Origin of the sequence: Nostoc sp. DedQUE07, assembly GCF_034530975.2 — a bacterium.
GTDB lineage: Bacteria > Cyanobacteriota > Cyanobacteriia > Cyanobacteriales > Nostocaceae > Nostoc.
The window spans coordinates 22,202-36,354 of sequence record NZ_JAVRCC020000031.1; the positions used below are offsets into that span (position 1 = coordinate 22,202).

Below are 14,153 nucleotides of genomic sequence, written 5' to 3' on the forward strand. Positions count from 1 at the left end.
ATTTACATTGCAATTTCAATGAGAAATTCTGTACCATGACCCAGAACAGAATTGCAACTCAATTTGCCACCGTGGGTTGATTCGACGATTTGTCGGGCGATCGCCAACCCTAACCCCGTACCTTTCCCCACAGATTTCGTAGTAAATAAATGGTCAAAAATCTTTTGTTTGATTTCTTCACTCATCCCCTTACCGTTATCTGCAATGGCAATTTTCACGAGCTTCTCTACTATTGAAGTGGTAATTGTAATTCGGTTGGAATTGGCTTTGATTTCCTCAAAATTACGTTCGTGATTCGATTCTTCTAATGCATCAATAGCATTCGCTAAGATATTCATAAATACCTGATTCAATTGCCCAGGAAAGCATTCAACTTGAGGTAAATTACCGTAGTTAGTGACAACTTCAATCGTCGGACGTTCAGGGTTGGCTTTCAGACGATGTTTGAGAATGAGAATGGTACTATCAATACCTTCGTGAATATTAAACGGTACTTTGTAGTCTTTGTCAGCACGAGAGAAAGTGCGGAGTGAAGTGCTGATGTTTTTCAGCCTGTCACATGCCATAGTCATGGAATCAAGCATTTTGGGCAAGTCTGATAAGCTATATTCCAAATCAATTTCTGACTCATGGTCGAGAATTTCTTCGCTCTTGTTTGGTAAAGTTTCTTGATAGAGTTTTAAGTGTTCGATAATATCAGTAAACGTTGGTTTAGCTTGTTTGAGACTGGCAGCAATAAAACCGAGAGGATTATTCATTTCATGGGCGACACCAGCAACTAAGTTACCCAACGCAGACATTTTCTCACTTTGAACAATTTGTAATTGAGCTTGTTGCAATGCCAGTTCTGCTTGCTTGCGATCGCTAATATCCAAAAACAATCCATCCCAAACTAGCGTTCCATCCACACGCCGTTCAATTCTAGATTCGCCGTGAATCCACTTGACGATTCCTGATGGAGTGACGATTCGTCCCTCCCAGCGCCAGTGAGATACAGTTTGAACGGTGTCAGTACTTGATTCCTGGTAAGAAGCCACATCATCAGGATGTACCATTTTGTCAAAAAACTTCGCATCGGCAGCAGCTTGCTCTGGCGTAATTTCGTACAAATTGTAACAGTCAGCACTGATGTAGTTTAACGATAGGATTCCATCAGCACTCATCTGGTATTGAAAAACCACCCCAGGCACGTTGTCTACTAAGTTGTGGAAGCGAGACTGGGCGGCACTCAATTCGGCAAATGACTGTTTTAGCTGTTGGGCATATTCTAAGGAACGTTCGTAAAGTTGGGCATTTTCCAAGGAAATTGCAGCTTGAGCGCATAGTAAATTGAGTAGTTCGATGCGTTCGCTGGTGAATGCCCCCGTTGCTAAGTTATTTTCTAGATATAAAATGCCTCTCAACTTGCCTTGATGCAAAATCGGGCTACACAAAATACTCTTGGGCTGCTGACGGATGATATAGGGGTCGTTGGCTAAGGTGGAATCTGCTGTCGCATCCAGCAGGACAATAGTCTGACTGTTGTGCAAGACTTTGTAAATTAGCTTGTGGGGAATATCCTGACTCTCCTCCACAGGAATTTTCTGCAACACTACTGGTTCTGTTCCCAAAGTCATTGACCCTTTAATCAACAGGCGACTGTCTCGCAACAGCATTAACACGCATTTATCAGCCCCGGCATTTTCGATGACGATTCTCAGTAACGATGCAAGCAGTTTCTCCAGTTCGATTTCACTAGAGATAGTGTGAGAGGCTTTGAGAATCGCTTTTAAATCTAGGATATCTGAGACACTACTGCTAGAACTCGTAGAAGTGGAGGTGACAGTTCCCAAAGCGAAGATGGTTTCGTTAATTGAAAAGGCCGAACGAGTTTGCTGTAATATGGGGGCAAGTAGTTGCGGATAGCGTTTTTCTAAATCGGCAACTTTGGCTTTTGCACCCCATTTGGCGTAACAATAGTAAGCTTCTTGCATATAGCCGACGGCAACTTTTGCTTTACCCCAACCCAGGTAAAATTTAGCTGCCAGTTCGTTAGCTAAGGCTTCTTCTTGGAGGTAGCCGTTGGCTTTAGCAAAAGAAATAGCGCGATCGTAATAATCCCCTGCTTCATAATTCTTGCCTAATACCCGATATTTTTCTGCCTCTACCAAATCCACCTTATGCTGGTAATTCATGGGTGCATGATGCGCCCATTGCTGTAAGTGGGTTTGGTTTTCTGTTACACTCTGCAATGCTGCTGATGTTGCATCTAACTGTGGATTCAATTGTGCCAAAGTCAGCAGCGAATCGTAAAGATAAAATACTGGTTCGCTGACTAATCCCGCACCAGCCATAAAATAGCGCCTGACTTCAATAGCATGATTTTTCGCTGGCTCAATTTCTCCAAACAAGAAACAAAGCATTAGTTTATACAAATGGAAAATATACAATCCATATCCATCATTGGTAGACTGTAGCTGCTGGAGAAATTCTGTTTCTTCAAGGGCTTTTCCAGACAAAAAGGTGGTATGTTCTGCAACTCCTAGCAGATTTAAAATCGGTTGCCAATAAATCCGACAATAATTTGCGGTTGTCAATTGATTTATTTGCATCAAACTATGGCAGTAGGCGCAAATATCCTGCTCTAAGGTAGCCAGAGGTTGACTGCACCAAAAAGAATTGAGACAAAAAGTGTGCCCATTATATCCAGCAAGTACCAGGTTTCCAAATTCTAAGGCACTGGTATAACCCTCTTGCAAGAGGGGTAGTGTTTCTTTAATGTGAGATTTGCGGTGTACAACAAATATCCCCAAGATCATCAAAACATCTGTTTTACTTGCTTTGGCATCGAGTTTTGAAATAATCTGGAGTCCTAGGGAACCAAATTGCGATCCTGTATCTACGGCTTGTAAGAAATTGCAGAGAATACTGCCATAGGTCGCATAGCCTAAAGCAGAAGTCGATGTGTTACCGTACTGAATTGAGAGTTTAACGGACAAACTATTCAGCAATGGGTACAGCGCAGAGCCAGAGAGGTAAGCTGCTGGGATTATGATATTGACAATCTTCAGAGTAGCGAGTTTTTCTGCATCCCTCATCTGTGGCAAGTTAACCAAATCGGCAATTTGCCTATCTCCAATCAGTTCCTCAATCTCTTGGATTTCCTGTTGAAGATTTGATGGTGTCGGTGTTTCAGGAAAGGTTACACCAAGCTGTTGTAAGACTGGTTGGGCGATCGCGATCGCACAAGTCAATTTACTTTGGGAAATATGAGATTGAATTCTAATGCAGTAGACATTAACCTTTTCTAGTAAGGAATCTGCCTGTTGAATGACAGTATCAATGAACTGTTCCATCGCCTCAAAGTTACCATTTAGCATTGCCACTTCCGCCGCTAATTCATGCAAGGCAAGGGTCATTTCATACTGCTGCTGCCAAGTATTTCCTCCCAACAAAGACAATCCCACTGTGACATATTCACGCGCTGCTTGATAGGCGGTTGAATTTTTGGCTTTGCGAGATGCAATCAAATTAAGTTGTGCTAGTTCCGAGCGTTGAGTTTGTTCGCTAATTAAAGCCGTGCCGTAATTTAATTGATTGACGATTTCAAAAATGCGGTCAACTCTAGCTTGTGCGGAAATCTGTTGCAGCAGCAGTTGTCCGATTTGGTAATGAGTCGTCTGTTTTTGGTCATCAGGAATCAGGGAATAGGCTGCTTGCTGTACTCGGTCATGTAAGAATTTGTATGTAACAATCAGTTGATTTTCTGATGTATCAGCAAGGGTTTTTTGCCCGACATAAAATTTATAAACATCACCAATTGGTAAAATCAACCCTTCTTGCAAAGCTTTCCACAAAGCCGCAGCCGTGTCAATTTCCGATTGCTGCGAAACAATTGCCAAAGTTGCTAAATCAAAAGAGTTACCAATACAAGCTGCTAACTGTAAGACATCTTGAGTCGAGTGTGGGAATTTTTGCAGTTGCAAACTCATAAAAGTTACAACGTCATCTGTAACGGCTTGAGCCGTCACTTCTGATATATTGCATTGCCAACAGCTTAACTCAAAGTCAAATTGGATTAATCCATCTTGATACAATGCTTTGAGAAACTGTGTAGCAAAAAATGGATTTCCTTTAGTTTTTTGATAAATCAATACAGAAAGATGCCATGCTAGATTTTCTGAACATTTGAGTGTATCAGCAACTAACTGATTGACTGTGGCTTGATTTAATGGTGTTAAAATAATTGTATTAATTGTTGCTTGTAATTTAGCAATTTCATTCAAACTCAATACTAATGGATGTGCTGGATTGACTTCGTTATCGCGGTACGCACCAATAATGAAAAGATGACCTGTATCAGCCATTAATAACTGCATTAAATTCAGCGATGCTGAATCTGCCCATTGCAAATCATCTAAAAATATTACTAAGGGATGTGATGCACTGGTAAAGACTTGAGTAAATTTTTGAAAGAGTAAGTTAAAACGATTTTGGGCTGCTGTTCCTGATAGTTCTGCTGCTGGTGGTTGTTCGCCAATAATTCTTGATAGTTCGGGAATTACTTCAATAATGACTTGCCCATTTTCGCCAACCGCCTCTAAAATCTTATTTTTCCATTGCCCTAGTTGGACATCACTTTCGGTTAATAATTGCTCTATTAAATCGCGGAATGCTTGCACAAAGGCACTGAAGGGTATATTGCGGTTGAACTGGTCGTATTTGCCTTTGATAAAGTAGCCGCGTTGGCGCACAATTGGTTTATGCACTTCGTTGACAACTGCGGTTTTGCCAATGCCGGAAAATCCAGCAACTAGCATCATTTCTGTTGCACCAAGGCTGACTCGCTCAAATGCTTGCAGTAGGTTTTCTACTTCGGTTTCTCGTCCGTAGAGTTTATCGGGGATAATGAAGCGATCGCACACATCATGCTGTGCAATTTCAAAACTTTCAATCTTACCCAAAACTTGTAACTGAGTTAAACAATTTTCTAAATCAAATTTCAGTCCCAATACATTCTGATATCTATCTTCGGCATTCTTCGCCATCAATTTACTGACAATTTTTGATAGTACAGATGAAATTTCGGAATTAACTTCGTGTACTAATGGTGCGATTTTTGCAATATGAGAATGTACCAACTCCATCGGATCGTTGGAGGCAAAAGGTAACTCCCCAGTCAGTAGTTCGTAGAAAGTTACGCCAAGTGAATAAAAATCTGTGCGATAGTCAATCCCTCGATTCATTCTACCTGTTTGTTCGGGGGAAATATAAGCAAGTGTCCCTTCTAACACATTGGGATTAACTAGAGTTTGGGTTTCTCTTGGTAAAAGTGATGCAATACTAAAGTCAATTAATTTAACTTGTTTGGTTTCGGGATTAATTAAGATATTGCTGGGTTTAATATCTTTATGAATAATGCGCTCGTGGTAGAGTAAATTTAAGGTGTCGCAGAGTGCGATCGCAATTTCTAGAAACTCCTGTAGAGATTGTAGATTCCCTGTGAATTTCCATTCTTTGAGAGAAATCCCGCCAAAATCTTCCATCACCAATGCATAGCCATTTTGGTACGGTTCTAGGCTATAAGTTTGAACTATTAGAGGTGAATTCAGATTTTTAGCAATGGTGTACTGAGTGCGAAACGACAAGAGTTCGCCAAAACTCGGATAGGGATTTTTCAGTAGTTTAATGACTATCGCTAAGGAGTCAGTTTCTCGATACCCTCGATAAACTAGGGTTCTGGAACCATTGTAGAGTTCTTCTGTTAAGCGGTATCCAGGAATCTTTACAAAAGTGCTGACCATAACTGCTCAAGGAGTGACGATTTACAGATACAGTGTTCCCAGATATCTCAAGTTATTTAAGAACCAGAATAAAAATTTACACCGGAATTTCAATGACAAATTCTGTTCCTTCACCGAGAACAGAGTTGCAACTCAATTTGCCACCGTGGGTTGATTCAACGATTTGTCGGGCGATCGCTATCAGCACGAGAGAAGGTTCGTAAAGAGGTACTAATATCCCGAATTCGCTTCACACCTTCTCGCATAGAACCTACTAACTTAGGTAAGTCTTCGCGGATGTAATCGAGGTCAATTGCTTCGATTTCGTCTTGAATTATTCCACTGGGATTAGAATATTCCTGTTAATACAAATTAATTAAGCTAAATATGTCTTTAATATAATCTAAGGCAGGTTGAATATTGCCGCCCAAGAAGCCAACAGGGTTATTGATTTCATGTGCCACCCCCGCTACAAGGTTTCCCAGCGCCGACATTTTTTCACTTTGCACCAATTGCACTTGGGCGCCTTGAAGTTCTGCTAGTGCTTCTTCTAGATTTTGTTTTTGTTGTTTGAGTTCTTCTTGTGCTTGGTGACGTTCGGTAATGTCTTCTGTCACTGATAAAATGCCGAAGATATTTCCCTTGGCATCGCGTAAAGGCATCTTGCTCGTATCCATCCAAGTTTGCTTCATTAGGCAAGCCAAAGTCCATCGTTTTTTTATAGATATCCAGCGCCTTAGCAAACGCTGGATTGCGAACCAAAGGTTTCATGGTTTCCAGGTCAAAAAATCCTCCTTGGGTTGTTCCCTGAGATTGCAGCCAGGAACTAGTAATTGAGGTAAACAGCAAGTAACCGGCAAAGCGAGGGCCTTTTGCCATACAAGAGCCGTAGTCTGGTGTACCATCATTATTTAAGTCTTTGCCATGAAACTGTTTGGCGATCGCCAGATAATCGTCCCAAGTTGTCGGAGGCTCTAATCCAGCGGTTTTAAGGAGATCGCTGCGATAGTAAACCATGTGAAAATCACCATCCAACGGTATCGCGTAAATCCGCTGTTTATACCTTGCACTCACATCTCGAAAAATAGGAGCAATATCCTGCCATTGCAAGGCTGAGTCAGACTGAACACGATTAGTTAAATCTTCTAGATCGTAGACATTTGGATGATTCCTCCTTACAGTTATGAATCCAAAACTCCTGTCACAGTTTTAACTGGTAAGGTAAGGACAAACCCTGCTATTTTTGCTAGTACAGAAGTGTAGTTCAGCTTGCCACACCGAGTTTCCTTGATAATTTGGCGTTAGCGAAGCTCACCGTTCGCGTAGCGTCTCGTAGAGAAGGTATCGCTCGCTTTGTTAATTTTTATAACTCAAGCTTGATTAAAAACCATACCTAAAACTAGCTAATAGCAGTAACTTATTAACAGTTGCACAGGTAGATACACTTAAGTTAATCTTTAAACTACCTATGGGCACTCCAATTAAAGCCATATTTAGAATCAATCGACAACAATACAAAAGATGATTAATTATTAACTTAATGACTAACAGACGTCAATTTTTGAAAGGGGTGGCAGCACTTTCTAGCTTATCTTTAGGTGGTTGTGGCTGGAGGCTGGCTGAAGTACGTGCTAATTCTAATACCAATAGTCAGCCCGACCAACTTTATATCTTTACCTGGACGCAATATACTGACAATCAATTACTAAAAACTTTTAGCGCCCAAACTGGCATAAAAGTGCTGGCAGATGTCTATGATTCCAATGATGTCATGCTGGCTAAATTGCAAGCTGGAGGCGGTGGCACTTACAGCATCATCAATCCATCTGATTATATGGTGCAGAAGATGGTAGACAAAGGTTTGCTAACAGAAATAAATCACGATCGCTTAATCGGTCTAGAGAATTTATTTCCTCGCTTTCAAAATCCTAGTTACGATCCCAATAACCGCTACAGTATCCCTTTTAACTGGGGGACAACAGGTTTACTTTACAATTCCGAAAAAATAAAAGATGCACCACAAGACTGGGATTACCTTTGGCAAAATCAAGAGCAACTTAATCAGCGGATGACCTTGCTCAATGATGTTCGAGAAGTGATGGGTGCAACGTTACGAATGCTCGGTTATTCTTATAACTCAAAAAATGAACAAGAAATCAAACAAGCTTATGAAAAATTGAAAGTTCTAAAACCTGCGATCGCCCGTTTTGACACCGACGCTTGGCAAAATCAAATTCTGGCCGGAGATTTGCTATTGGCAATGTGTTATTCGGCAGATGCAGTGAAAATCTCTCAAGAAAACCCTAAACTCAAATATGTGATTCCTCGTAGTGGTTCTTCATTATGGACAGACACTATTGTAATTCCCAAAACAGCCCCCAACCAAGCTGGAGCCTATGCTTGGATTAACATGATTTTGCAACCAGAAATCGCAGCCCAAATCACTCAACGCCTGAATATTTCTACGCCGAATAGCGCCGGATTTGAGCAATTACCAAAAACAATCCAAAACAACACTAATTTGTTTCCGCCAGAGTCACTGTTAAAAAATTGTGAACGTGTTACACCTGTAGGAGAATTTGAAGAGGTTTACGATCGTTATTGGACTCAATTAACTAGCAGTTAAAAGAGTTAGGAGTTAAGAGTACAGACGCGATTAATCGCGTCTGTACAGGAGTTAGGAGTGATTAATTTGGAAAAAAATGATATTTCTCAAATAGAAAAATTGCAGCATCCCGTTAGAAATTGGTTGCAACCCTTGGTATTGCTTGCACCATCTGGGATTTGGTTATTACTTTTGTTGGTGCTGCCAGCTTTGATCATTTTCGAGTTAAGTTTAGTTGCAGATATCCGACCGGGAGATTTGGTTAATCCCAACGGATTCAAAAACTACATCCGAATATTTGACTCCCTTTACGTGCAAGTAATTTGGCGATCGCTATTTTTTGCGTTTGGCACTACGATAATTTGTTTACTTTTGGGTTTCCCCGTCGCCTATTGGATTGCTCAGATAGCACCGCAGCGTTGGCGAAATTTACTGCTATTAGGCTTTGTTCTACCTTTGTGGACTTCTTCCTTACTTCGTTCTTATGCTTGGATTACAATTCTTCGTCCTTCTGGTTTATTAAACAGTTTACTTAGCAATTTAGGCTTGCCTACTTTGCAATTACTTAATCAGAGTCAAGCTGTATTTATTGGTATGAGTTACAGCTTATTACCTTATATGGTTTTAATTTTATATGCTTCTCTCGAAAAGCTAGACAAGCGGTTGCTAGAAGCTGCGGCTGATTTAGGTGCAAATCCGGTGGAAACTTTTTTCCAAGTAACCGTACCGCAAATTTTTTCGGGAATTGCGGCTGCTTCCATGCTTGTATTTATCACAGGATTGGGGGATTTTGTCGATCCAGAATTACTTGGTGGTGCTTCTAGTATGACGGCGGCGCGATTAGTTTATAATCAGTTTCTTGGAGCAACCCAAAATTGGGGATTTGGTTCAGCCTTGAGTATGACGTTAATTTTGCTTGTTAGTATTGCGATCGCACTTTTAATTAAGTTTGGGGAAGCTACACCCAAACGTTAAAATTTTGGTCGCTCATTTATAATAAAGGCATCAAACGCCAGCGAGACAACGGTTATGCTCTCACCCGATCTCAAAAATGCGTTACCAACTACTGATGAACTTCCCTGTTCAGACGATACCCCAGTGGATAACGAAGATCAAAACTTTTTGCCCAATATTTTACTCTTCTTACTTAACTCCATTTGGGCAAATCGCATGGATTGGTACTTCGGAGTAGATATGGGAGTGTATCACACCACAGGAGTAAATCCCAGAGTACCTGTAGTCCCAGATGCTTTTTTAAGTCTGGGAGTAGAACGGAAAAAGGGTGGTAAATCACGCAAAAGTTACGCAGTTTGGGAAGAAAATGGGATAGTTCCAATATTCACATTAGAAATGGTATCCCATACTCCAGGAGGTGAATACGACGAAAAGCTAGACATATATAGAAAACTCGGTGTATTGTACTACGTAATTTATAACCCTGAGTTTTGGCGACGCGACCAACATCAACCCTTGGAAGTGTATAAGTTGCTCAATGGAAACTACCAATTACAAATAGGTGAACCTTATTTGATGCCAGAGGTGGGTTTAGGTATTGGGCGACACCAAACTGTAATTGGCGGCATACAACAGGAGTTTTTATGTTGGTATGACGAGCAAGGAAAGCGCTATTTGACAGATGCAGAACAGGCACAACAAGAGCGATCGCGGGCTGAACAAGAACGGCAAAGGGCTGAACAATTAGCGCAATATTTACGTTCTCTGGGTGTAGATCCAAATAATTTACCTGATAATTCGTAATTCGTAATTAAAAATTGTTAATTATTTTTCACTATAAGTAAATGATCTAAAGCATCTATATTATTGTTAATTAACTCCTTAATTTTAGAGATAAACTCATGCTCTAAAAAAGGTTTAGTTAAGTAAGCTTTTGCACCTAATTCTTTAGCAAGCTGGCGATGTTTTTCAGCGCTGCGAGATGTGAGAATAACTACAGGTATTTTTGCTAAATTCGGGTATTGGCGGAAATTGCTCAATAACTCAAAACCGTTCATTCGTGGCATCTCTAAATCGGAGACGACAACTTGAATTTCAGGATGTAACTGCAATTTTTCTAGAGCTTCTACACCATTTTGAGCTTGTATTACTTGATAGCCAGATTTTTGGAGAGTTAGAGAGAGAGTTTGCCGGAGACTAATTGCATCATCTACTACTAAAACAACTTTTGGTGATTTATAATCTGGCTCTTGGGAATAACTGAGTTGGGTTTCTATAGTTGTTGTAGAAGTCGATGCCGCAAGTAATGGTGTAGATGAAAAAGTATGCCCTGATATTGGTAAAGCTTTTATATTTGACGGAGAAGCTACTGGTAGCGCCCTGATATCAAGTGTTGTTTGTTGGATTTCGCTAGATTTGATCAACAACAAAGCATCAATTACTAAGATGAGATTACCATTAGCTAAACTACTACAACCATAAATGTATTTTGGCGGTGCGATCGCATTTCCTAAAGGTCTGATTACCAGTTCTTGTTCGCCGATTATTTGGTCAACTTCTAAAGCAACCTTTCCCTGATTTCGCTGTAGCAAAAGCACCGGATTCTTTGCTATGTTTTGGTTTTGATTATTTGAAATATTGTATGGAGTCTCATTATTAGTGAATGAACTATTATAATTAATCAACTTTGAAAGGTGACGAAGACTGACCATAGTCTCATCATTATCTATATTCAAATGTAAGACTTTTTTACCTTCAATTTCTTTAATCTGTTGTTCAGAGGGAATCAAGATTTTTTCGATGCTGTCCAACATCAGACCATAAACAACACCTTTGGCTTGAACTAGCATTAACTTCTCTGTAGTCATAGAAAAAGGAATTTTGAGGATGAATATTGTTCCTTGGTTGGGTAAGGATTGAACTGAAATCGAGCCGTTGAGCGCGTGCATTTGAGTACGCACAATATCTAAACCCATACCGCGCCCAGAAATTTCACTTACTTTCTTTGCAGTAGTAAATCCAGGCGAAAATATCAAATCTAAAAGTTCAGGTTCAGCCAGACTAGAAGCATAGTTTCTAGTTTTTTCTTCAGTTTGTATGGGATAAAGTTCGGCAGCTTTTCTGCGAATTCTATCTAAATTCAATCCCTGACCATCATCTCGAACTTCGATAATAGTTTGGCTACCCTGATGATAAGCGCAGATTTCGATTAAACCTTCTTCTGGTTTACCAAGCTCTCGGCGAACTTGCGGAGCTTCAATACCGTGGTCAAAAGCATTACGCACTAAGTGTAACAAAGGATCGTAGAGCTTTTGGGCGATCGCTTTATCTACCAGTACTTCACTACCAGTAAGTTTCAATTCAACAAGTTTGGCATGAACATTCCCCAATTTATTTACCATGTGGGGGAAACGATTCAGAATATTGCCCAAAGGCGACATTCGTGCTTCGACTAAGCTATCTATAATATTAAGAGTTAAATTCTCTTTTTGATCGCTAATTTGAGTAGCTTGTGTCAGAAGCAAGTCAAGAGATTCTGTGGTTTCTTGTAGTTGCAATGTCTCTTCTATTGCTTCATGCAATGTCATGTGAAATTCTGTATATACATCCATTTCTAAAGAGTCAAAATCCACTGCAAAACTTTGCGTTTGTCCTGATGTAATATTTTGTATTTGTAAAGGTAAATCGCGTAACTCATTTAAAGTTGTTTGGTGTCTAGTAAGTTGCTGTACTAATTGCTCAATTATTTCTTTGACTTGTTCATCTTGTAAACTACGCCGTTTTTGGGAAATCAGCAATTCTCCTGCTAGATAATTGAGGTGTTGCAGTCTCTCTGTATCTACCCGAATAAATGAAGGTTGGCGAAAGTTTTTAGTTTGATCGTACTGTGATTTCTCTTCTATTTCTTTGTTGATTTGTGTAGCTATCTCAGGCATGACTTCAATAGCTGTTTCCGAAACGTCTATAATTATCTGCTCGCTGACAGTTAATGAATCAAGCTTTACTGAATAATTATCAGTCTGGGTTGTTACGATTTCAAAAGCAAGATTTTGTCTAGTTTCTTCTCCCCATATTGCTTCTAACAAATTATCAGTTGATTGAGAAGATACAATCTCTTTAATCACTAACAGGTTTTGTAACTTTGGACTATCAAGCCAATTTTTCTCTTCGCTAGTAACAGGAGGATAATTTTTATATTCTTTTGCTAATTTATGAATTTGGTTTTGTAATAATTTAATTGCTGAAAGGTGGCTATCAGATGCTTTCAGAGAATATTGAAACTTTGCAACTGCAAATAGGATAATTAAGATTATGCCACGTCGATAAATACAAAGACTTTGACTATATTCTTCATCCTGAACAAAATCAAGAAAGTCTTTCAGCCAGTTTTCGATATAATTAAGCAGATTTTTTGTTTCTAAGTTGGGAACTAGTAAAGTCAAACTGAGTTCCGCTTCTGGTATTTGCATCTGGTGATTAAACCAGCCATAAATGTAGCGAATTACTTTTAAATAAAACTTGGCAGTTTTTGGTTTTACAGATTCGCTCTTATTGTTATCAAATGTAGTGAGAAACTGATAAAATTGTTCTTCATCAATGATAAATTTATCAGTGAATGAATTATTTACTAATTTTTCAGATAACTCATTATTTTCCACTACTGCGAGTTTTCGTAAACCTGATGAAGGTTCTCCACCAGATGTGCGATCGCCTTCTAATACTAATTTTTTTGCTTGTTGTAAATCTGCAAGGGCAATTTCTGCAATTTGCTGTACCTGACTGGGATTTGCTTGCAATGCTGAGAGAATAGTTTGGGAAATTTCTCCCAATCCAGGTAAATTTAGAGATTCTGCCAAGCCCAGAAATACTTCAGCTTGAGAGTGTAAAAACTCGATAAATTCATCATTATTTGGTGGATTATTAATAACGTCAGCAATACTGTTTAGACGTTGTTCTACTCCTACTTCAAAAACAGATTGCACAATATCAAACCCCAATTCTTCAGAAGTGGGAATATGAGATTCAGCACCAAATGCATCACCCAGCTTTTCTTGCAACTGCGCGAATACTGAAGTTGCTCGATGAAGCAGTTCTTCATCATTAACAGTACTCCCTATTAATTCAGTATTTAATGCTATACTCAAACACTCATAAGCTTGTAATAAAAGTGTTTGTAATTCTGCATCAACTACCACTTTTGGGTTGTATAAAGCCTTAAATACATCTTCTAAAAAATGGGCGATCGTCTTAATTAATTCTAGCCCAACGTTAGCTGCACCACCTTTCAGTGTATGAGTAGCTCGCATTAGATTGTGAATTTTAGCAATACTATAATCTTCCGACAAGCTAAATAGTTCTTGTTCAATAATTGTGACTAATTCTGGGGCTTCAGCTAGAAAGTAGATGTAACCTTGTTGGCGAATTTCCTTATCTGTAATCATATTTTAGATTTTTGATTTTAAATTTTGGATTTTAGATTTGTTGCGTAAAGTTTTAATTGATGCAACTGTCATTGCCAGAATTCCGGTATTTTCTAACATCAAGCTTTTCACTTTTTCCAGTGGTAATAAACCAACCTCAACAACAAGTTCCATCCAATAAAGACTTTCATCGGCTTCTTCCTCTACCAAACTGAGTTTAGCAATGACATCGGCGGTTGACTTACCACGACAAGCTGACCGATAGTTAGCTCCCACAGATGTTGCTGAACGGATTAGCTGCTTGCCAATTACATCTGCCGTTCTGCTCTGTGGGAGAGCTTCTACTAAGCGGATTGCTCGCAATGCTAGCTGCTTTGTTCTCCGCTTAAAATCCTCCTCATTCATAATCCA

General features: G+C 39.5%; 7 protein-coding genes and 1 pseudogene. 3 read left to right on the forward strand and 5 right to left on the reverse strand.

Annotated features, from left to right (window positions below; translation table 11 throughout):
• Positions 1-2 precede the first annotated feature (2 nt).
• From RMZ95_RS21900 to RMZ95_RS21910, 3 genes and pseudogenes are all read right to left on the reverse strand, one after another.
• Positions 3-5,783 (reverse strand): AAA family ATPase, encoded by a 5,781-nt coding sequence (locus RMZ95_RS21900; RefSeq protein ID WP_322685194.1) that lies wholly within the window; start codon positions 5,781-5,783, stop codon positions 3-5.
• A 341-nt stretch (positions 5,784-6,124) separates the two neighbouring features.
• Positions 6,125-6,454, reverse strand: a complete 330-nt coding sequence (locus tag RMZ95_RS21905) for a PAS domain S-box protein (RefSeq protein WP_409883421.1) — start codon at positions 6,452-6,454, stop codon at positions 6,125-6,127.
• A 199-nt stretch (positions 6,455-6,653) separates the two neighbouring features.
• A pseudogene (locus RMZ95_RS21910) lies at positions 6,654-6,947 on the reverse strand (extracellular solute-binding protein); the annotation flags it as partial.
• A 355-nt stretch (positions 6,948-7,302) separates the two neighbouring features.
• On the opposite strand from RMZ95_RS21910, the gene RMZ95_RS21915 reads away from it, so the two are divergent.
• From RMZ95_RS21915 to RMZ95_RS21925, 3 genes are read left to right on the forward strand one after another with little or no spacing between them, the layout of a single operon-like run.
• The gene (locus RMZ95_RS21915; RefSeq protein WP_322685193.1) at positions 7,303-8,388 is read left to right on the forward strand and encodes a spermidine/putrescine ABC transporter substrate-binding protein; all 1,086 of its coding nucleotides are present in this window, start codon (positions 7,303-7,305) and stop codon (positions 8,386-8,388) included.
• Positions 8,389-8,448: 60 nt separating this feature from the next.
• Positions 8,449-9,342 carry an ABC transporter permease gene (locus RMZ95_RS21920; protein ID WP_322685255.1) on the forward strand — a complete coding sequence of 298 codons (894 nt, stop codon included), beginning with the start codon at positions 8,449-8,451 and terminating at the stop codon, positions 9,340-9,342.
• 54 nt (positions 9,343-9,396) lie between these two features.
• On the forward strand, positions 9,397-10,125 hold the full coding sequence (locus tag RMZ95_RS21925) for a Uma2 family endonuclease (protein ID WP_322672610.1): 729 nt from the start codon (positions 9,397-9,399) through the stop codon (positions 10,123-10,125).
• A 17-nt stretch (positions 10,126-10,142) separates the two neighbouring features.
• Here the strand turns inward: RMZ95_RS21925 and RMZ95_RS21930 are convergent, their stop codons facing one another.
• Both RMZ95_RS21930 and RMZ95_RS21935 read right to left on the reverse strand, forming a co-directional pair.
• Entirely contained in the window at positions 10,143-13,763 is a 3,621-nt protein-coding gene (locus RMZ95_RS21930) for a response regulator (RefSeq protein WP_322685192.1), read from the reverse strand.
• A gap of 3 nt (positions 13,764-13,766) precedes the next feature.
• A complete protein-coding gene (locus RMZ95_RS21935) occupies positions 13,767-14,147 on the reverse strand; it encodes a four helix bundle protein (protein WP_322685191.1) in 381 nt (126 codons plus the stop codon).
• Positions 14,148-14,153 lie beyond the last annotated feature (6 nt).